Source organism: Adlercreutzia sp. ZJ141, assembly GCF_011038965.1.
Lineage (GTDB): Bacteria > Actinomycetota > Coriobacteriia > Coriobacteriales > Eggerthellaceae > ZJ141.
Genome location: NZ_JAAKEB010000004.1, coordinates 19,910 through 41,379, shown reverse-complemented (window position 1 = coordinate 41,379; position 21,470 = coordinate 19,910). Strand labels below are relative to the sequence as shown.

At 54.9% G+C, this 21,470-nt stretch carries 15 protein-coding genes and 2 tRNA genes; 7 read left to right on the top strand and 10 right to left on the bottom strand.

Features of this window, described 5'->3' with window-relative positions:
• Positions 1-25: 25 nt before the first annotated feature.
• Positions 26-391: a phage holin family protein gene (locus G7Y44_RS02330; protein WP_165247250.1), complete on the top strand. Its 366-nt coding sequence runs from the start codon at positions 26-28 to the stop codon at positions 389-391.
• A gap of 63 nt (positions 392-454) precedes the next feature.
• Here the strand turns inward: G7Y44_RS02330 and G7Y44_RS02325 are convergent, their stop codons facing one another.
• Complete coding sequence (locus G7Y44_RS02325; RefSeq protein ID WP_165247248.1) at positions 455-1,639, bottom strand: iron-containing alcohol dehydrogenase; 1,185 nt, start codon at positions 1,637-1,639, stop codon at positions 455-457.
• A gap of 486 nt (positions 1,640-2,125) precedes the next feature.
• On the opposite strand from G7Y44_RS02325, the gene G7Y44_RS02320 reads away from it, so the two are divergent.
• Positions 2,126-2,953 (top strand): hypothetical protein, encoded by an 828-nt coding sequence (locus G7Y44_RS02320; protein ID WP_165247246.1) that lies wholly within the window; start codon positions 2,126-2,128, stop codon positions 2,951-2,953.
• 697 nt (positions 2,954-3,650) lie between these two features.
• Complete coding sequence (locus tag G7Y44_RS02315; protein WP_165247244.1) at positions 3,651-4,304, top strand: hypothetical protein; 654 nt, start codon at positions 3,651-3,653, stop codon at positions 4,302-4,304.
• A gap of 540 nt (positions 4,305-4,844) precedes the next feature.
• Here G7Y44_RS02315 and G7Y44_RS02310 read toward each other — a convergent pair.
• On the bottom strand, positions 4,845-8,084 hold the full coding sequence (locus G7Y44_RS02310; RefSeq protein WP_165247242.1) for a TOTE conflict system archaeo-eukaryotic primase domain-containing protein: 3,240 nt from the start codon (positions 8,082-8,084) through the stop codon (positions 4,845-4,847).
• A 740-nt stretch (positions 8,085-8,824) separates the two neighbouring features.
• Entirely contained in the window at positions 8,825-9,340 is a 516-nt protein-coding gene (locus G7Y44_RS02305) for a ferritin (RefSeq protein WP_165044887.1), read from the bottom strand.
• A 546-nt stretch (positions 9,341-9,886) separates the two neighbouring features.
• On the opposite strand from G7Y44_RS02305, the gene G7Y44_RS02300 reads away from it, so the two are divergent.
• Both G7Y44_RS02300 and G7Y44_RS02295 read left to right on the top strand, forming a co-directional pair.
• The gene (locus G7Y44_RS02300; protein WP_165247240.1) at positions 9,887-13,780 is read left to right on the top strand and encodes an efflux RND transporter permease subunit; all 3,894 of its coding nucleotides are present in this window, start codon (positions 9,887-9,889) and stop codon (positions 13,778-13,780) included.
• A gap of 32 nt (positions 13,781-13,812) precedes the next feature.
• Positions 13,813-14,175: a guanylate cyclase gene (locus G7Y44_RS02295; protein ID WP_165247238.1), complete on the top strand. Its 363-nt coding sequence runs from the start codon at positions 13,813-13,815 to the stop codon at positions 14,173-14,175.
• Here G7Y44_RS02295 and G7Y44_RS02290 read toward each other — a convergent pair.
• Together G7Y44_RS02290 and G7Y44_RS02285 are read right to left on the bottom strand one after the other, a co-directional pair.
• The gene (locus tag G7Y44_RS02290; RefSeq protein WP_241159145.1) at positions 14,172-15,239 is read right to left on the bottom strand and encodes a 4-(cytidine 5'-diphospho)-2-C-methyl-D-erythritol kinase; all 1,068 of its coding nucleotides are present in this window, start codon (positions 15,237-15,239) and stop codon (positions 14,172-14,174) included. The genes G7Y44_RS02295 and G7Y44_RS02290 overlap by 4 nt on opposite strands.
• Before the next feature lie 49 nt (positions 15,240-15,288).
• The gene (locus G7Y44_RS02285) at positions 15,289-15,846 is read right to left on the bottom strand and encodes a nucleoside deaminase (protein WP_241158165.1); all 558 of its coding nucleotides are present in this window, start codon (positions 15,844-15,846) and stop codon (positions 15,289-15,291) included.
• Between the two features lie 42 nt (positions 15,847-15,888).
• Here G7Y44_RS02285 and G7Y44_RS02280 point away from each other — a divergent pair.
• A tRNA-Ser gene (locus G7Y44_RS02280) sits at positions 15,889-15,976 on the top strand.
• A 246-nt stretch (positions 15,977-16,222) separates the two neighbouring features.
• Here G7Y44_RS02280 and G7Y44_RS02275 read toward each other — a convergent pair.
• The 4 genes from G7Y44_RS02275 to G7Y44_RS02260 form a co-directional block, all read right to left on the bottom strand.
• Positions 16,223-17,080, bottom strand: a complete 858-nt coding sequence (locus G7Y44_RS02275; RefSeq protein WP_165247236.1) for an ADP-ribosylglycohydrolase family protein — start codon at positions 17,078-17,080, stop codon at positions 16,223-16,225.
• A gap of 462 nt (positions 17,081-17,542) precedes the next feature.
• The gene (locus G7Y44_RS02270) at positions 17,543-18,211 is read right to left on the bottom strand and encodes a vWA domain-containing protein (protein ID WP_165247234.1); all 669 of its coding nucleotides are present in this window, start codon (positions 18,209-18,211) and stop codon (positions 17,543-17,545) included.
• 209 nt (positions 18,212-18,420) lie between these two features.
• Entirely contained in the window at positions 18,421-19,803 is a 1,383-nt protein-coding gene (locus tag G7Y44_RS02265; protein ID WP_165247232.1) for a macro domain-containing protein, read from the bottom strand.
• Between the two features lie 81 nt (positions 19,804-19,884).
• Positions 19,885-20,310, bottom strand: coding sequence for an HD domain-containing protein (locus tag G7Y44_RS02260; RefSeq protein WP_165247230.1), 426 nt, complete (start codon positions 20,308-20,310; stop codon positions 19,885-19,887).
• A 258-nt stretch (positions 20,311-20,568) separates the two neighbouring features.
• On the opposite strand from G7Y44_RS02260, the gene G7Y44_RS02255 reads away from it, so the two are divergent.
• On the top strand, positions 20,569-21,048 hold the full coding sequence (locus G7Y44_RS02255) for a helix-turn-helix domain-containing protein (RefSeq protein WP_165044831.1): 480 nt from the start codon (positions 20,569-20,571) through the stop codon (positions 21,046-21,048).
• Positions 21,049-21,119: 71 nt separating this feature from the next.
• Here G7Y44_RS02255 and G7Y44_RS02250 read toward each other — a convergent pair.
• Positions 21,120-21,206: transfer RNA gene (locus tag G7Y44_RS02250), tRNA-Leu, on the bottom strand.
• Between the last annotated feature and the right edge of the window lie 264 nt (positions 21,207-21,470).

Genomic DNA, 21,470 nt, shown 5'->3' with positions numbered 1-21,470 from the left:
CATCTATTTCGCGAAAGGACAACGTATGAACTTCCTCATCCGCTGGCTGGTAACCGCTGTTTCAGTAGGGGTGGCCATTTGGATCGTACCCGGCATCACCATCGTAAGCGCCTCGTCGTGGGCAGGCATTGCTGTGTTCGCGCTGGTGCTGTCGCTGATAAACATCAGCATCAAGCCCATCATGCAGATCTTAAGCCTACCCATTAGCGTGCTGACGCTGGGCATTTTCTACCTTGTGGTGAACACGCTCATGCTCTATTTGGCCGCATGGCTTGCAAACGGAATCTTCTCGATTGGCATTATTATATCCAGCTTCGGCGCGGCGTTTGTAGCATCAATCGTCATATCTATCGTGTCGGGCATCGTGAACAGCCTGGTCGAAAACGACTAGCACGTACGCCAAAGACACCAAATGAAACAACGGGGACAATAACCTACGTCCCCGTTGTCCCTACTACAGCGCCAGGCGGTAGATGTTGGCGGCGTCTTCCATGGTGAGCTTCTTGAAGCTACCGAACACGTCTCCTTTGTTCGCACGCAGCGTGGGCAGCATCCGCTCGATGGCCCCCTCTAGCTCATCTTCGCAAATACCCAGCTCAACCAGGGATGTCGGCATACCAAGCGACATGAAGAACGCACGTGTCTCATCGATGGCCGACAGCGCATCGGCTTCCACATCGCCTGTTGGCGTCAGGCCGAACACCTCGCGCCCGTACTGGGCGAAACGCGCGGGGTTTTCGCCATGTACGTATTCCATCCATGCCGGGAACAGCACCGCCAAACCTGCGCCGTGCGTAATGGACGTGTCGTACGCGGACAGCTCGTGCTCCATGCCGTGCGTCGCCCAGTCCTCATTGCGGCCCGCACCTGCTAACCCCTGATGACAGAGCATGCCTGCCCACATGATGTTAGCGCGCGCGTCGTAGTTTCCGGGGTCGGCCAGCACGCGCGGCGCTTCTGCGCGCACCGTTTTCATGAGCGATAGGTTCAAATTGTCTGTCACCGGAACTGCACCAACGTCGTCGAAGAAGCGTTCGAGCAGGTGACAGAACATGTCGGTGACGCCCGCTGCGGTTTGAAACGGCGGCAGCGTGAACGTGAGTTCAGGATTCATGAACGCCAGCTTCGGGCGATGGAAGTTGTTGGCGTATCCCGACTTCATGCCCAGCTCATCGTTGGAAATCACCGTGTTCTTCGACGCTTCAGAACCCGCCGCCGGAATGGTGAGTACCACGGCGATGGGAAGCACCTGTGGGTTCACCCGCTTTGTTTCGAACAGCTCCCACACGTCGCAATCGATGCACGCGCCGTTGGCGATGGCCTTCGCAGAATCAATCACGCTGCCGCCGCCAACCGCCAGCACCCAGTCGATCTTTTCGCGCTTGGCGATAGCAACGCCCTCACGCACCAGCGTGATCTCGGGATTCGGACGAACACCACCCAATTCCACGCACTCGACGCCTGCCTCGGCAAGCGACGCCTTCACGCGATCGATCAGCCCACTTCGCACAGCCGACTGCCCGCCGAAATGCAGCAGCACCCGTTTTGCACCGCGCTCGGCCAGCTTCGCGCCCACCTGCATTTCGACATCGCGGCCGAACACGAAATGAGTGGGCGATACGAATTCGAAATTCTCCATGAACGTTTTTCCTCTCTTCGTCGCTTGCATGCAACAGGCTTGAGGGTAACTGACTCATTCCGCCAACCCTGCGCTTGCGGGACAAAACGTCTTAAATCAGTGTTCCCTGAGAAATCTCACATCGCCATAGTATAGTGCGAGAAACACGCAAACCTTCGCCCGCAGCGCGCAACGGTAACAAGCCCTGCGGTTTCTCTCGCAGCACGCTGCTCTCAAATCGCCGCACCGTATTCCCGGAAAAGAACGTACTGCATGGTTAGAGGTGCTAAAAAGCACCTTCCAAAAGAGGCCGAAACGTCCGAAGTGTTTAACTGACAGTTGGCAAATGTCTAGAATGTAGACACATTCGGGCAAAAGTGTTCGCTTGCTGTGGCTTGTCCGTTGCTAAACCGTCACCACGAAGTCCGCTTGCCTTCGTGCAAGCGCGCCTATAATAGCTGGCAAGGAAACACTTTTCGCAACAGACCCTCTTTGAAAGGAGTGGCCATGCAAGCAACCACGCAATCACCCGACACGAAGCTTGTTCGCGGCTTCAGTATCGCGAACATCATCCTTTCCTCATTAGCAATAGCGGCTTTCGTCGCTGGAGCGCTCTTCACAGGACTCGGCGGTATAGTGCTGTCGGATCCGAACGTCTACAGTGAGTTTACCGAGGAACTGGCAACCGATCCCGACATTGCCCACGGCATGGACGAGCTTCATGCGGAAGGCTACTCTTTTGATGAGAATGATCTGGCTGGTCTTGTAGGCTTGGGCATTGATATTTTCGTAATCTTCCTCGTGATTGGCGCTCTGCTTTGCGTGGTGTCGCTGGTCGCTGGCATTTTGGGCCTGAAGAATTACGACAAGTCCGAAAAGCTGGGTGCGGCATTTGGATGGTCCATCGCCGGCGCCGTGTGCTCCATTTTGTGCGGTCGCATTGTTAGCACGGTGTTACTGGTGCTTGAAGCCGTATACATCCACAAGGTGCAACAGGCCGCAAACGCACCGTCGTACAACTACGCACAAGCCCAGGCAGGAGCCGCACAACCGGGACAGTACTACGGCCAACAGCCTGCCTATGGTCAGCATGTTGCTCCTGGATACGCAGCTCCCGGGTACGCTGCGCCGACCGCACCGACCGCACCGACCGCACCGGCTGGCTATCCTGCAGTAGCTGAGCAGCCTACGATACCTGCAACGCCTGCGCAACCGGTTGCACCCGCAACGCCTGCCGCGCAGCCCAAGGCACCTGCGGAACCCGCAGCCACCACTCCCGCAGCGCCCGAGCAACCCGCCGCTCACAAGGAAGACGACAGCGACACAACTAAGTAGCGCAACGAAGAAACGAAGTCACTCGAGTAACGGAGACACGTGAGCGGAAGGCTCAGCTTCCCCAACGTCTTTCTCGGAAACCAAGCGCAGCAAAAGGCACCTGTTCGATCGAACAGGTGCCTTTCTTGTTTGAAGAAAGCATACATCAAATGCAAAATGCGACAACTCGCAACTCAATGTCAACTCAGAGCGTCAAATGAATGAGCACAGGTGAGCATAGAATCGACGCGAAAACCGGCAGATTTATGCTGCTACCATGCAAGAAAAACCATAGGATTTGTTAGATTCCCAAAAGAAATGAGATGAACCGTGCAAGAAATCCGATACGTCTTGCATAGAGTTGACCGCTATGCTGACAGCCATGAACTACTTCGTTACACATAAAACAGCATGCGAGTTTTGGCACGGAAAAGGAAGTCTCCCTTCTTCGGAGAAGTTCACGACCGTGAAATATCGGCCAGTTTCCCATGGTCTACATGTAAGCAAAAGCGAAGCTTGCAATATCTGCGATATGTTGGGGCTTTCGCAAGAGCACCCCATTCACACAGTGGTTTCCAGAGCCCAAGACCGACGTCCTTCGCGCTTTTTTTGCCCACACGTGTTGAATCTCGATTTACCCCGTGGCAGTTTCGTTGAAGTGGCGAAAGGGATCAACGTCGCAAGCCCCGAGCTGATGTTTGTCCAGATGGCGGAAACTTTGTCTCTGATCGAAACCATCCAGTTGGGTTACGAGTTATGCGGTTCATACGCAACGCCAACCGAAGAGTCGACCCTTTCAGATGACGACGCAGAAAGAGGCTTTGTTCGCCGAAAGCCACTTACAACACAAAAAGATATCCTCCGCTTCATTGATCTTGCATCCAAGCTGCGAGGAAGTCGAAATGCGCTACGAGCGGCAAGGTTTGTGCGCGACAACTCGGCATCCCCTATGGAGACGAAGCTCGCGCTGTTGCTATGCCTACCTCGCATGCTCGGAGGGTACGGAATACCGTTTCCCGTAATGAATGCGGATGTTTTTGTTCCTTCTGGAAACTACAGTAACGCGCAACGAACGCAACAGCGACGCTGCGACCTGTATTGGCCAGATGCGCGCTTGGCGTTGGAGTATGACTCCGATTCGTGGCATGCAGATGACAAGAGTCGTCAGCTCGATTCCCAGCGCAGAGTACGCTTGAATTCCGCCGATGTGTTTGTGGTGACGGTAACAAGGGGGCAGCTTTACAACGCGAACGAAACAGATATGATTGCAAGATTCGTTGCTCGCCGTCTAAACGTGCGACTTCGCTTTTCAGCGAAGAGAGCGCTGTCGACTCGCTATGCCTTACGGTGTGAACTATTGGGAACGAAATAAACAATCATAGGCAATGTCCAAAGCATACGATTACGCACAAGAACTCCCGTCCGCTGCCACTTTTTTCACGGTATGAGCGATTGTGTAAAGTAAGCTGCCTCTGCTGCCACTTTTTTCACGATATGTACGGACAAAGGGCTGTTTTCAGCGAACTGTAGATTGGGGGAAAATAACCGCTCATTCCTGACCAGGGGAAACGTCATTCCCGCCTGAACGGTGAAGAATCGCATGCCGTTTTCGCCCCACTTTCGTATGTTCAAATCGTACATATCGTGCAAAAAGTGGCAGCGAGCTCGATATTTTCTGCACAATCGCGCATTTCGCGGAAAAAGTGGCGGCAAACAGGAAACGCAACCTCGCATTCAAGCAAAGTCTCGGCAGGAACGATCCCGCCATAACCCCCTATTGTGAACATACGAAAAAGACTTGTATTACCTTGTGATACATCATGTCTCTGTCAGCCTTGATCAAGAATTTGTGGAAGCAGCAGCCATATGTCTCAATTATCGGAAACAGCACCCCCTGTCGTTCTTAGGTTGTCTATTTGGTTGGCACCTTATGCGCATCCGTCAAGGCTCGTGATTGCGCCCAGACCGCACTTTCTAGCTCATGAGCGACATCGCTGCTGGAGAATCGAAGCACTTGCGCGTCAGACTTAGAAAAAGCGAGGGCACCTATACCGCCATACCATACCGTACGGCTATCAATGATCGTAAGATTCGGGCATGAGCTACCGTACTCCACAACTGCTCCAATCTGCCGGAGGGTATCAGTAGCAACAACAATGGATGCTTTTCGCTTCGGCTTGACAGCAGCGGGATCGGGCAACAATACACATACAGCAACATCTCGTGTCATTGCAGCTTCGATGAACTTTACAACAGACTCAATTCGAGCTCGATGAACGTCGGAACTTGCGATGCTGATTCGCTTCGTCGCGTGGGCGATGTCGTCCTCGAAGCGCGCTGCAAAGGCGTCTTTCGCCACGAATTCTCCCCTGTTATCCTCTTCACCTTCCCAGGCGCGAAGCGAGTACCCTTGAGCTGCGTATTCCTTCAACCGCTTCCGATACATCCTGTCGAGCATGCCCACCTGTGCATCAACGTAATCGTAGACGATCACTTCACTTTTTCCTTCACGAATACGGTGAAGTCGACCGACATATTGAGCAACAAGTCCACTCCATGATATGGGCGCAGCCAGGAACAAGGTGTCAAGTCGATCATTGTCGAAACCTTCACCAATGTAGCTTCCTGTCGCTACGATGCAGAGCGGTTTTATCTCATCTGTTCCGTAAAGCTGCTCCAACTTCTTGCGCTTTTCCTTTTGGGAATCAGACCCAACCAGAAGCATTACTGGGTATCCCTGCTTTTCAATCATGTTGGCGAGTGTTTCAGCATGATCGATCCTGCGCGTAAGCACAAGCGGATGCTTGCCCTGCTCGAGCGAATGCGCGACATCTTTGACGACAAACTCATTGCGCGACTGATCTGCCGCCAGGCCCTCAATAATTTGTACGAAATTACTTTGATCTACATCATCAAGTCGGGTTTTGGTGAACCTTGGCGTCATGATACGTACGAGCTGTCTCGACTCATCCGCCCCACCTGTCTTAACTCGATGACGAATGGGGCCGCACTGCATGAAAGCGATCCCCTGAAGTCCGTCGGCGCGTTTGGGCGTTGCCGTCAGACCGTACACACGTTGAGCCTTCACTGCACGCATAACCTGTTCAAAACTGAATGCGGGCACGTGATGACATTCGTCGCAGATTACCAAACCATACTGTTCAACGATGCTCGACACCAACTTTTCGCCGGCAACTTCGCCTTTCTCAAACAAAGCGGGCACCAGTGCAACATCAATAATACCACTCGACAATCGCTTTCCTGCGCCGATCTGCCCGATAACCGAACGCTTCTTTTTGCTTTTGCGACCTGTTGGCGTAAGCAAATCGGGAAGCTTCTCGTCAATGTCGAGAAACTCCGCGAGTCGCTCGCGCCATTGTGCAAGCAGCGCGGAGTTCGGGACAAGCACCAACGTGGTAACGTGAAGGCGGGCTATCATGCTCGCTGCAACCACGGTTTTTCCGAATGCTGTTGGCGCAACGAGGATCCCCGTATCGTGCTCGATCATCTTGTCTGCCGCGATACTCTGGTTCGGGCGCAATTCCCCTTTGAAGCGAACGCTGATTGCCCTGCCTTCACAAAAGCGGTTGTCGAACTGTACGGTCGCTCCGCACGAACGAAGTAAGCTGCATAACGACACTTCACACCCGCGAGGCAACCCGATCCATGCGTTGGTGCTTTCTCCAAAATAAAGGATGCGCGGTTTTCCATACACAGGCTGTCTCATTGCTTGCGCTCGGTAGAATTCGGGGTTGCTCATTGCGGCAAGACGCTTGATCTTATTGAGTGCCGCAGCGGAAAAACCTTCGGATTTCACATAGATAAGGTTGGATCGCACGAGCACAACATGGGGCGGAACGTCGTGCTGGTTCAGTTTCAAACGAGTACGTGGTGCCCAAGGAAGCTGCATTTCCGTCTGCACGTTCGCTTCCGCTTCCGCTTTCGGCGAAACTTCGGTGAGTCCAGGTTGCTTGAAAGCACCTTCTTCCGAAACGGCTTCTTCTGTATCAAACGTTACTAAGTCGCCGAGTGATTGAGATCCTATGCGGCGCAATACAGACGAAAGCTCATCAGGGGTCATACGTCTAATCGAGGCAAGATACGCCCATTGGTCTGGGTAAGGTACATAATTCTCATCGACGAACACAGTGTTTTCGTTCTGTCGTGCGGTTCCTTGAAAGGGCAGTGCGATAGCGTTGCCAAAACCACCGGTTGGCGTTGAGTCTTGGTTTGGGAACATTCGGTCATACGACTCGAAGTTTAGAGCAGGATCAGACTCCATTGCACGAGTAATCAAGGCGCACCCAAGTTGTCGAGCTGCTGACGCTTCCACGGCTTCGCTAAAGAAGATCCACGCATGCGCACCGTTTCCAGAGCGAGATCGCTCAATAGCTACAGGAACGCGCGCTTGCTCGCAAGTATGACGAAACGTACTCGCTGCTCGTCCCCAGTCCGCTTTGTCAAAGTCGACAACGAGCACTCTGGTTTTTGACTCGTCAACCAGGGGATATATCGCCACAATGCCAACATCTTGCTTGCTTGATCCCTTGAAGTGAGAGAGGATCACATTATCATCAAGCGGGATAAAATCCCGCTTATCGCAAGCTGCACACTTGACGGATGGATGGTGAAGCTTGCCACAAACCCCCTGTTTCCAATCGTTTGAGCAAGCAGGAGCGTAACCGATGCAATTAGCTCTGCGAGAGAAGTAACTTTTGGCGTAAACGTCTTTTCGGCCAGTAAAAAGAGAGCGGAATAGTGCAAGCTTTTCTCGTGACGAGCTGCTCGCGGTTACGGTAAGAATTGCCTGTTGGAGATCTCCTTGAGTGGCATTGCCTGAGCTGGTGGCAAGTTTGGTTGGCGTGTTCGACGAGGGCTTTGCCGAGTGAAAATCCGTTGAGCCTGAACTGGTAACGGATTTGACAGGTGGATTAGAGACTGCGGCTTCGTCCCATGTATGAGCAGTTGTGTATCGCTTCAATCCGTCAGGTGAAGTGCAGGTCACAATTTCGTTTTCGCCATCTATCGAGCAAATGCGTTCAAGGAAGTGATATTCCACGCCTTCGATTCGAACACACGCTTGAGATGCGCTTTGTCTTTCGTTGGCGTTTTGCTGGATGCTGGACAAGATCTTGTTCTGTAAGCTGTTCATAACATCCGCCCTCTCGAACCGTTAACAGAATCACTGTACCACTGATCTGAGTGTATATGACCTGGGTGTATAACATGTACGCCGCACTTAAGGAACTTAAGGAACAAGACGTTCTGCTCATGCCGCTCAATAGATCTTAATGAAAACGAAGTGCGTACGAAGAGAACAGGGCGCAAGCTTCGTTCGAAGCGCAATTCGCCAAAAGCTCCCACCCACTAACTACCACTTTTTCTACAAAATGCGCGATTGAGCAAAGTCAGCCGTGTCTTCGGGAAGTTTTTTTACGAAATGTACAAACAAAGGATTGTATTCAGAGGACGGTAAGTGTGAGGGAAAATCAATGTTCATTCCTGAACAGGGAAAACGTAGTTCTTGTCTGAGCGGAGAAGGAAAGTGTGCCGTTTTCGCCCCACTTTCGCGTGTTTCGATTCGTACATTTCGTGAAAAAACTTCCCGAAGACACGGCTGACTTTGCTCAATCGCGCATTTCGTGAAAAAAGTGGTAGTTTATAGAGCATTCGAGTGAACCTATGAGGCAGAAGAATATCTCGAGACGTCACTTCTTGCCCGAGTCTACACACCAAACACGATCACCTGTACAGCGGGTGGTTTTCCTTCTTTCGCACTTCGCTTAGAGCTGGATGCACACTCAGCGCAAAAGAGACGAGCCCTCACTGGACTCGCCTCTTTTGGAAACGTTCTTTGCGCTTGCTCTTCGCGAGCCGTTGTTTGTCTCTTGCTTACTCGGCGGCAAGCGGAGAAGGTACGCTGTATACGCGCGCTGCATTCTCGCGATCCAGGTCGTAGAGCGCCTTGGTGTCGTTGCCGAACAGCTTCATGCGAGTAACCATGGTGTCGGCGTTGTCTTCCTCTTCCTGCTGCTCTTCGATAAACCAGTCGAGGAACTTGCACGTACGGTAATCCTTAACCTCCACAGCGGCGGCATAGATGTCGTTGATGAGGCCGGTCACGTAGCGCTCGTGCTCAGCTGCGGCCTCCAGCGGCTCCAAGAAGTTGGAGAACTGCTTGTCGGGCTGATCGATGGCCAAAAGCTTCACCGCGCAACCATTCTCGTGCAGATAGTTACGGAAGATCATCGCATGGTCGCGCTCTTCCTGCGCCTGAATTTCATACCAATTTGCAAAACCGGACAAGCCCTCTTCCTCATAGTAGTCAGCAAACGACAGGTACAGGTACGCCGAATACAGCTCTTTGTTGATCTGGTCATTCAGCAGTTCGTAGACACGGTTGTCCATGATAGCCTCCTTCTTCGCCGGCAAGCCCTTTCGCTTACAAGCATTGTTTGTACTCGTTTATGATACCCTTCATCAACAAGCGGGAAGAAGGCAAACGGAGATTCACCAAAGATGCGCGACCCTTGGGTTCTCAGCCGCTCGAACGCTCGTCCGTTCGGCGCGCAGCCCCTCAGCGCACAGCCCCCAGTGCGTGGCACCATCTCCTTCGATCGCTCGATCCGCGGCTCACAGCCGCTCAGCCGCTCGATCCACTCGGATACTCGCCGCCCACTTGACCCCAACGCACCCCAGCGCACCCGCTTTCAACGAACCTGCCTTCGCATTACAGATAGGAAACAGTTTCACGACATCTATCACATTCTGCCTGATAGATCTATTCCCTTACACTTCGTAACGATTTACCGCCAAAATCCGTGCTAGTATTCCCCCAAACCACTCGGGACCTTGCGGTCGCGCCTTCTCCTACGCCATGTTCTGCATCGCGCTTAGGGGCACGTGTGTCGCCTGTGCCCGCGCTCGCCAAATGAGCCGCCAAGGAGGCAGCACATGCTTAGCAGATTCAGCGTGAAGAAACCGTTCACCATTGTCGTATGCGTGATCGTCGCCCTTATCCTCGGCGCCGTATCGCTTTCAAAGACCAAGATCGACTTGCTTCCCGAAATGGACATCCCCTATCTGACAGTCATCACCACCTACCCGGGCGCCACAGCAGAAAAGGTCGAAGACGAAGTAACCGACGTACTCGAAGGAACCTTGAGCACCGTAAATGGCGTGACAAGCGTTATGTCATCGAGCGCCGAAAACTTCTCGATGATCTTCCTGTCGTTCGAAGACGGCACCAACATGGATTCGGCACTCGTGAAAGTGTCATCAGCCGTAAATGAAATTGCGTCGACGCTTCCCGATGCAGCTGGCACCCCCAACTACATGGAAGTTAGCATGGACATGATGGCAACCCTGTATGTTTCTGCCACCTACGATGGGAAAGACATCTATGACCTGTCGTCCTTTGTCGAAGAGAAGGTGATGCCCGAGTTTGAGCGTGTGAACGGTGTGGCCGACGTATCACCGCTCGGCAGCGCTGAACGAACCGTGGAAGTTCGCTTGTCCGACAGCAAGATAGAGGACATCAACAACCGCCTTTTGTCGAATGTGAACAGAGAGCTTTCTAACGCCAAAGCATCCATCGAAGAAGGCGAGGCGCAGCTCAACGAAGCCGACGCCCAAATTGAATCGCAGTTAGAAGCGATGCAAAACGCCGAAGGCACAACGTCTGACCAGCTGGGCGAGGCGTCTTCGGGGCTGACGCTGGCCATTGCGGCAAAAACCTCAGAAATATCGACCCTGCAGGCCCAACTCGATTCGGGAGCCGCCGAACTGGCAAGTCTCGGCAACCAACTGCAAGGCTACGGCGAAGAAATGGCGCAGCTGCAGGAGAAGATGCAAAGCGGTACCCCCTTAACCGAAGACGAGATGAAACGCTTCGCCGAGCTGCCCCAACTGATATCCGATACACAAGCGAAACTGGAAAGCGGACAAGCTGAGCTTGAGTCTGTGGGGCAAAAGCTGCAAACCGCCGCAGCCGAGCTGCACGAATACCAAAGCCAGCTCGCGCAGGTGCAGTCGGGCAGCGTGTCTGCCGCTAGCCAGTTCGGCGGTGCGACAGGACAGCTGGCAGCCGCACAAGGCTCGATAGCAGCCAACCGCGCACAGCTTGCAGACGCTCGCGCCCAGTACGAAAGCGCACGCACAAGCGCCATCGAGCAGGCCAACATTGATGCGCTTGTGGACAAGAAAACGCTCGCACAGCTGATTATGGCGCAGAACTTCCAAATGCCCGCAGGCTACCTGAATGCCGGCGACAACTCAGATGAGCAGTGGTTGCTGCGTGTGGGCACCAACATCACCAGCCTTGAAGAACTCGAGCGGCTGCTGCTGGTAACTATTGATGGCGTGGGCGACGTGCGCTTGGCCGACGTGGCCGACATCACCGTTGTCGACAACGTGGGTGACGCCTACATGAAAACCAGTGCTGGCGAACCAGCACAAAACGCCGTGATGCTGTCGGTGTTCAAAACCTCCGCAGCCAACACAAGCGAGGTGTCGGCTTTGTGCCACGACACTATCGACAAGCTGCAGGAACGCTACCCCGGCTTGCACTTGAACGTTATGAGTGACCAAGGCTCAGTCATCTTGCTGTTCATTGAGTCCATCCTGAAATCACTCATCATCGGCGCGCTTTTGGCCATGATAGTACTCGCCGTGTTCCTGCGCGACTGGAAGCCAACGCTGGTGGTGGCGTTCTCTATTCCTTTCTCGGTGCTGTTCTCGCTCGTGCTCATGTACTTCAGTGGGCTAACTATCAACATCATGACCTTAGGCGGCATCTCGCTTGCTATCGGCATGCTGGTTGACAACTCCATCATCGTACTTGAGAACATCTACCGCATGCGAGCAAAAGGCATGCCTGCACCGCGCGCTGCCGTACAAGGCGCCAAGCAAATCGCCGGCGCTGCCATAGCGTCCACGCTTACCACCATCTGCGTGTTTTTGCCCGTAGTGTTCACCGACGGATTGGTGAACCAGCTGCTGCTGCCCTTCGCGCTCACGATTGCGTATGTGTTGGCATCGTCGCTACTCATAGCGCTGACGCTTGTTCCCACCATTTCGTCGTTCATTTTCAAAAACTATCGCCCGCGCAACACCGCCTGGTTTGAACGAGCGCAAAACGTCTACGGTCGCAGCCTCAGATTTTTCCTGCGCCATAAAGCGGCGCCACTGCTGGCTGCGCTCGCACTGCTGGTTGCGGCCATTATTGGCGTAGTGAACATGGGTATTGTGCTTATACCAACCATGACGGCCGACACTGTTGAAATGAACCTCGCTATGCCCGAAACCGTTAAGAAAGAGCAGATGTTTGAAGCAGCTGACGAAATGCTTGTGCGCCTGGCCGGTATCGAAGGCGTCGAATACGCAGGGGCCATGGACGCAACGAGTTCTTTGTCGCTTCTCTCGAGCGATGCAGCAAGCGGTGCCGACAATATGGAAAGCAGCATGCTTACTTTATACCTGCAAACCGACGATTCCGTAACCACGGAAAAACAGGTGCAGGCCATCATGAAGAAGGCCGCCGACATTGTTGTTGAAGTGTTCGGCGGCATCAACGAGGAAACCGCCGAACTGGCAAAACAAATAAGCAGCGACGCATCGGCAACCGACGCCATGAGCTCAATGCTAGGCACGGGGCTATCGCTTACACTGTCGGGCGACGACCCCAAAGTGCTCGACGAAATTAGCCAGCAGGTGATGGATGCAATCGAAAGCATTGAGGGCTACACCGAAGTTGACAATGGCACGAAGAGCCTCGACAAGCAGATAAGCCTGATCATCGACAAGGACAAGCTCACTCAAAAAGGCTATACCGTCGCGCAGCTGTACGCCGACTTGTCCGACCGCCTTACCACTGAAGCGGATGCCACCGAAGTCACCTTCGACGGAACCGACATGAAAGTGAAGATTATTGACGAAACCAAGGTGATCGACGCTGATAAGCTGTTAGACACCAAGGTGAACATCACTGACGCTGCTGGCAAAACCAGCACAGTGAAGCTGGGTGACATAGCAACCACCGAAGAGGGTACCGCCTCGGCCGCTATATCGCACACCGACGGCAGCCGCGTGATGACCATCACCGCCGAAGTGGAAGACGGCTACAACAACGCACTACTGTCGCGCGATCTAACTGACAAACTTGACGCCATTGAGCTACCCGACGGTTACAAGCTGTCGTTTGGCGGCGAAATAGAGAATATCGACACCATGGTGAACCAGATGCTGTTGTTATTGCTGCTGGGATTCGTGCTGATTTACCTGGTGATGGTCGCGCAATTCCAAAGTCTACTGTCGCCGTTTATCATTCTGTTCACCGTGCCGCTTGCCTTCACCGGCGGCTTGTTTGCCCTGGTAATAGGCGGCGAACAGTTAAGCATGCTGAGTCTTATGGGCTTTGCGGTGCTCATGGGTACCATCGTGAACAACGGCATTGTGTTTGTCGACTACGTGAACCGTCTGCGCATCGGCGGCATGGACAAGCGCGAGGCACTGGTGGCAGCGGGCAAAACCCGCATGCGGCCTATTCTGATGACCGCGCTCACCACTATCTTGGCCATGATGCCCATGGTGTTGAGTGGCGCGGTGGGTGCATCAATGCAACGCGGCATGGCCATGGTGGTTGTGGGTGGCTTGCTGTACGCCACGTTCATGACGCTCTACATTGTGCCTATCATGTATGATATTCTGTACCGTAGGAAGCCGAAAAACATCGACGTTGGCGACGACATCGATGACGAAGTTGATGACGCTGCCGATTTCCTGGCGCAGCTTCAGCGAGAAGCGAATGAGACAGGCGTTGTCGATAAAACGGCCGCAACCCGTGTGTAAACAGCCCTTTCGTAAACGCAGGAGCACCAAACATGTTCTTTGTCCGACTCTCGAGAATCGTGCCTCTGCTGATTGCGCTCGCTCTTCTGGCAGCCATCGTATACCTTGTCGCGCGCGCGGTGACCTCTCCACCGCGCGCGAAGGAAATTCTCATTCGGCTGTTTACCTGGATCACACTGGCGTTATCGGCCGTGTTCGGCCTGTTCAGCTTGTATGCACTGTTTGAGCACAACGCCCCCGTGCTCGACTTAGCGGCAAGCTTTTTGATAACCGCGCTTATTGGGCTGGCTGCCATTCGCATAGCCAACCACGTGTTCTTAAAGCACAACCCCGGCTACCGCTCAAAGCCTATGCGTGCAAACACGAAGTGGCGCTGGCCCTGGCAGCAACGCTAGCGCTGCGGAAGCACCGCTGCTCGCGCACCACCGAACGCCGTAGTGCGCGCCCACCAGCCCTTTCGCTTCGCTGCTGCCGTCAATGCGCATGCCGCTTCAAAGCTATCGCACACAGCAAACGTGGTCGCGCCGCTGCCGCACAACAGCACATCGGTCACACCGGGAAAGCCCGCCGCCCACGCGCGGATTTCCGCAAGAAGAGGCGTCAATCGCTCTGATGCGGGTGCCAAGTTGTTAAACAGAGGAACGTTGGCAGCTTCGCACGCCGCATTCACGCGATCGAGCAGTTCCTCATTTATTTCCTGCGGGCATTCGTCGAATGCAGCATAAGCCCGCGCGGTCGACACGCCCCCTTCGGGCTTGATGAGCGCCACGTTTTTTGTCATGGGCTTTAAGCTGCGAACGAACACATCGCCTGTGCCCTCGTAAAGCCCGCACCCGCCATACAGGAAGAAGGCAACATCGCTTCCAAGCGAACGGGCCGCGGCCTCCAATGCGGGATTATCCGCATCGACACCCCACAGCCGCGCCGCACCAAGCAGCGCCGCCGCCGCGTCGGATGACCCGCCGCCCAGCCCTCCCTCATAGGGAATGCTTTTCTCTATGCGAAGGTCGAGCGCGCACGCCTCGGTGTAGTCAAGCTTGCGAGCGAGCGCGTCAACCGCCTTTGTAACCAGGTTCTTCTCGGCCGGAATGTCGAGCTCAGGCACGCCACCACGCGGTATGGTGCTCACGTGCACCGAAACGTTGTCGCAAGGCCCCACCACTGCAGCGCACGCCCGGCCCTTCCATCCTGCCGATTCGGAAAGCGGCACGCGCCCTATATGCAGCACATCGTGCAGGTTGAGCGCGTGCATGAGACTTATCGCATCATGGTAGCCATCAGCACGGCGGCATCCTATGCCTAAGAACAGGTTCACCTTCGCCGGCGCAATGACACGCAGGTACCCAAGCGACTGCAACGACCGCGCATCGAATTGCGAGGTGCGTGCAGTGCCCACCATGTCAACCAGCTCGCCGCGAGTGCGCGGGTCATCCTGTAGCTCTACCATGCTGTTCTGCATTGCTATTCCTCGTGTTTTCTCGTTGTCTCTCGTTGTTTCTTGTTGTTCTCTATTTCTTTCCCCTGCGTTCGGCGAAAAAGCGCTTCAGCTCGCCGGCGCATTCTTCCGCCAGAACACCCGACGTAACCGCAAACGTGTGGTTGAGCCGACTGTCGGCATGCACGCTGTACAGCGTGCCCAACGCACCGGCCTTGCTGTCGGGAGCACCGTACACGCACCGGCTCACGCGCGCTTGATGCATAAGCCCAGCGCACATGATGCACGGCTCAAGCGTCACGTACACCGTACAATCGGTCAAGCGCCATGCGTCAAGTTCACGCGCTGCTTGCTTCATAGCCAGAAACTCGGCGTGCCCAGCAGGGTCTTTCGTCGATTCGCGCAGGTTACACGCCCGCGCGATCACGCGAGGCGCGGCCAACGACTTGCGCGTTCCCCTATCTATTGGCTCATACACCACCACAGCACCAATGGGCACCTCACCCAAAGATGCTGCGCGACGAGCCTCCGCAAGTGCCATTGTCATGTAGTCTTCATCAGTCATGCCGCCATTATATGGTATCCTGCACAGTGCGTTTGTGTAGCTTAACAAACCGCGAACGAAGCGCATGCATGCGTCGTTCCTGAAGCTAGCAAACGACATCCTGAAGGTGGAGGCGTGGCCGAGTGGTTGAAGGCGGCAGTCTTGAAAACTGTTGACGTTCACGCGTCCGTGGGTTCGAATCCTACCGCCTCCGCCATTGTACGCACAGAGCCCCAACAGTGGGGCTCTTTTCATTGCTGAAAACCTCCCAGAGGATTCGAACCGCAAGGTCGGGCGCCGTTCAGAAAACAGCCCCGTGGGCTGTTTTTAGGCGACCGCCCGAAGGCGCTTGCGCCGAGGGAGAAGAGCGTTCGCCGAAGGCGGACGCGGGAATCCTACCGCCTCCGCCATTGTATGCACAGAGCCCCAACAGTGGGGCTCTTTTATTTTCGTGAGTTCCCTGTCACTGCATCCAAACCTTATCAAGTCGTTTTATCGTATCCACGAAGTCTGCGGGCAGGAAGGCGTTGATGCCGTTTTTCTCCACCATGTCCTGACACCACTGCGGCCACCGTATCCCAGGCTTGCTGGACGACTCCGGTAAATTTTCGCCCCCAAGCCTGAAGCGATAATACGACCAGGCGATCGATCCCGCGATAGCCGCCTGGGTGTCGGCATCCCCGCCAAGCGAAATAGCGCCTCTGATGGCGTCTTCATAGCTTTCCGCTTCCAGGAAAGCAACGATAGCCTGCGGCACCGACCCTTGGCACGTTTCGTCAAAGCCGTAACCCGCACGAATCTCATCAAGCGTAAAGTCCAGATTGTAGTAACCGTCCTGCACAAACGCGCGTATTTCCTCCTTTGTGTGCCCGGTTTTCGCAAGGAACACCGCCCCCGCAACCGCCTGCGCTCCCTTTATCCCTTCAGGGTGATCGTGCGTCACTTCCGCTGAAGCACGGGCGAGATCGAGCGCTTCTTCCAGCGTCACCGCTATAAGTCCACATGGGCTTACACGCATGGCCGACCCGTTACCAAAGCTACCGTATGGGGAGGGGTCAGCACTTCCAAGCCAGGTAGCAAACCTGCCACCATAGCCCGCATCGGGATACGCCAACGCCATGCGCCGCATCTCGGGCACAAGCAGCTCCTTGAACGACACACCTGTCTTTCGAGCCTCAAGCAAGGCATTTGCCACAGCAACGGTGAGCACCGTGTCGTCAGTAAAGCGGCTTCCCTTCGCGAACAGCGGCATATCTTTCGTCTTCTCGGGATAAAACTCGTATCGCGATCCTGCAATGTCTCCGATTATGGCCCCGTACATGACCGACCTTCCTTCCACTTTGAACCGCCGAACAGCATAAATCATACGCGACAAAACCGCACAGCAGGTAAACCGCAAAGGGACATCGCCGCAACACTCTTCCTTCCTTTTCCCACAATCCTGATGGGCGCAAAACACTCTTGTCTACCGAGATGACAAAAGAGTCTTTAGAGTTAAGTAGGGGGTATCAGTTCGAACGGCGGACTGCCAACCTGTCGGCAGACCCGAGTCCTATCTACCTGCCGCCATCCTGCGAATACCTTGAATACTCGATGCTTCTTCGAGTATCACGATGAGGTCGGCTGCTTGGTAGAAAGCACCCCTTTTGGCACATGCAACGCCCGCAAAGGACAGCGAACACACGGTCACGGGTGGTCTTCGCTGCCCGTTGCACGAGAAGAGACCGGAATGGACTGATGGGCGCTCCTTACGGAAGAGACCGAAAGGGATTGGAGGGCGGCACTACTTGCCGAGCTTTCCGTGGAGAAAGCCGTGCTTTCGTGCCGCCATGTCCGCTTTGATTGGAGCTGCCCACGAAGCGTCAACGTGACCTGTTTGGCGCGCCATGCAGGTGGCGTCGGCCATTGCGGCATAAACGGCGTGCGTACCCACCCCATCTGCGCAATAGGTGGCAGCGTGATCTGCGGCAATGCCGATGCGAGAAGCTTCCGCCGCAGCGTCGATATTCGCACCCATGAAAATGAACTCCCAACCCTTCTTCTTTTTCTTCTCGATCATCTTCTTCACGTCTGCGTAGCTGTACTTGCAGCTCGCGTTCTCAAGGCCGTCGGTGGTGATGACGAACACCACGTCCTTGGCGCGGTGGCTCTTCGGCAGAATCTTCTGCACCTTGGACACATGATCGATTGCGCCTCCCACCGCATCGAGCAGCGCCGTGCAGCCGCGCACATAGTACTCCTTGCCGGTAATCGGCTCCACCTCACGAATGTCACGCCGATCACAGATGACGTCGGTTTGGTCGTCGAAGAGCACCGTGGAAACGACAGCATTGCCCTCCATTTCCTGGTGCTTTGCGAGCACCGAATTGAATCCGCCGATGGTGTCGGCCTCAAGCCCTTGCATCGATCCGCTGCGATCGAGGATAAACACGAGTTCGGTATAGTTCTTCATGGTTGGCTCCTTTCGCCTCTGGATTACCTGACGAAAGGAACTTTACGCTCTTGCAACGCGCGGTAGGTAAACCGCGAAGCGACATCGTGCGCGGCAGAGTGCACGGCTCTCGTGACGCACGACAAGGCACACGGCTCTCGCAACGCACGACCTACGCGACGGATTGCACGGTGGCACACTTGCGACGAATGGAGGCGCAGGTCGCAAAGCTACCCAAGAATCGGCTGGTCGTAGGCGAAAAGCGCCTCGTTTACCTGGAAGATATCGTGAACATTGTTCACCAGAAAGTACTCCACAATAACGTCGAACTTCGAACTGTGCGAGAGCGCGAAACCAGCTCGCGCAAGCAACGCCACCGCATCGTCGCGATTAAGCCCAAGCGCGAACGCAAGCGCACAGGCGGTCTTCTTCGTGGGTCGATAGTTGTCATCCTTGCGTATTTTCGCGAACAGCTGCCGGCTCATGTTTGCACGCTTATACACTTCAACGTCGGTCATGCCGCGCTCATCTATAAGGCGCAGCACCGTTTGCGCAAACGACTCATCCAGCCGTTCGAGCCGCTTCGCCAGGCTTTCCGGAGCGGCGGCACCAACACGCGCAACCCCATCGAAGTGCCTCGGCAGGGCGCTTCCGAACGCAACTTCCTCGAGCGAGACGTCCTCAAACGCGACCATATCCTCGAGCGCAGCAACAACGCTTGCCATCGCCGGCTCTTGCTCACGCTCTTCCCGAGAAGATGCCGGAGGCTTAACCTGAGGCGTATCAAGCCGTGCATCAGGCTGTGTGTCGCCGCCACGAGTTCTTCGCCTTCCGAAAAGGCCCCGGCCTTTGTCCCGGCTCTTGAGTCTGCCCCCGCGCTTCGATTCGGGTAAAGAAGTGGAAGGTGATGCCGAAGTCGGCATCGTCGGCAAAGTCTCGCGGTCTGCACTTTGCGCAGAGCGTACGCTCTGCGCTGAAGACATGCCCGGTATTGAAGGCACACCTGGCGCGAAGCCTCTGTCGAACCCTCTAACCTGCGGCGGATAACCGTCGAGCGCTGCGGTTCTCTCAAGCGCGTGATCGCCAACATACACGTCATCGATGTATTCGGCAATCGAGTCAAATAGGGCCCGGCCCACGCGCATGGACTCTCGATCGTAAAGTACCAGCCAAACGTCGATCTCATTGCTGTCCAAGAAGTCCTGAATCGCGCGAGTTTCGATGTCGATAGCATGCCCCACCGGATAGCCAAAGGCACCCGTCGCCAAAAGCGGCATCGCGATACTTTCAGCACCCGCAGACACCGCCGCTGCAAGAGCCGCGCTCACACACGAGTGCAGAGCACCTGCCTCACCAGAGTAGCCTCCCCGCCATACGGGACCCACCGCATGCACAATCATTTTTGCAGGAAAGTCGAACGCAGGCGTGACCACAGCCTCACCAATCGCGCACCCGCCTATCGTGTCGCAGGCATCCTGCAAGCGACCCATTCCCGCAATGCGCGCTACGGCTTCGCCAGCACCCCCACCAATGAGCAGCATCGTGTTGGCAGGCACGACAATCGCGTCTGTGCGCATATTCGCTATGTCATCTCGCACGATATGCAGCGGCATGTTCGTTCACGCTTCCGCTCGACAATATTGCTGGGTGAATCATAGCTCGCAACGCGAACCTTTGCACAGGAAATCCTTCGTTTACGACAGCAGCTCTAACGCAGCCTTGTATTTCGCAATGCGCCCTTCGCCAACCTCGTCTGGATTATCGAAACGCCCTCGCTCCATGTTGTGCTTCAAATCAGCAAACTTGACCTTCACCGCAATCGGGTTGCTCGCGATGTTGGCAACGTAATCCATATACGGCACGTCGTCTTCATGCGTGAGGTAGCGCACAGCCTCCACCACTTCGTAGCTTATTCCCTGTGCCAGCAGGTCGTCAAAGGTGGCGTCGGTGTCTTCTACCACATCGTGAAGCAGCGCAGCGCATGTTGAGGCCTCGTCGTCCATCTGCTCTGCCAGGTGGAACGGGTGGAAGACGTACGGTGCACCTGCCTTATCTACCTGGTCCTTATGCGCGTCGAAGCAAATCTTCAGCGCCTTGTTCGTCATGGGCGTGTAAATCATGTGATTGACTCCTTCCCTCTTCCTTCCCGCTTTTCCTCTTTCTCGCTTATCGGCAAGCTTACGGCAATCTGCCAAGCAAAACCAGCAGAATAATCTCCAGAACCAGTGACGCCACGAGGCTGACACCTGCTGTTGGACTAACTTTTTGGAAAGACACACATTTCCACCCATAATCGCCAGCCGAGGGGTAGCTATTATGTAGGTTTCTGGTTCACTTTATGTGTGTCACAACCGAGCCAACCCCCATGAGGAGGAACCATGAATCAGATGTCTATCGGAAACTACATCGCCCTCAAGCGCAAGCAGAAAAACCTCACGCAAGGCCAGCTTGCAGAAATGCTCAACGTTTCGAACAAAACGGTATCGAAATGGGAAACCGGAAAGTGCATGCCCGACTACGCCACCATCCCGATCCTTTGCGAAACGCTCGGGATATCGGTTGCAGAGCTGCTCGATGGCGAAGATGCGGAACCAAACAGCGTGCGGCTCTACGACGACAAGCAAACGCTCGAGCTTATTGCCGCCGCTCAAACGAGAACAAGCCAAGGCTCCCTGCTTGAAGCAGCACACTCGATCATGATCGGCATCGCCTTTCTTGCGATATCCCTTGCGCTCATAGATTCAGACCCCATGATAGCGAGCTTCGTGACGGGACTTACCCTGGTGATAATTGCTCTCGGGGTGTACTCGGTAATCGACGAGGTGCGGTTTGCAGCGAAGTCAAAAAACCACGTGTAAAGACTATCCCGGTTTAACCCTCGTGCAAAAAAATAGACAGCCACGTCTGAGCTGTCCTGCGATTTCTTATATGGTGCGGGCGAGAGGACTTGAACCTCCATGGGGTTGCCCCCATACGGACCTGAACCGTACGCGTCTGCCAATTCCGCCACGCCCGCACATAGTTGCTTCCTTGCGAAGCGGTTGTCTATATTAGCGGAGTACCCGATCGAATGCAAGGGCGAACTCGCGATTATTTCAGCTTTTTCACGCGAGCTGGTGCTGCCCCCCGGGTTCACGAGTTCGTCCACAGGTTCACGGGTCAGCCAGCAACAAGGAAAGCCTCCGAACCCGAAGCGGAGAGGGGATGTGCTTCGGGTTCGGGGGCCTTCCTCAAAAGATTGAAGCCTTCCTTATGAAGGGCGGCTTAAGCTCTGCGCACG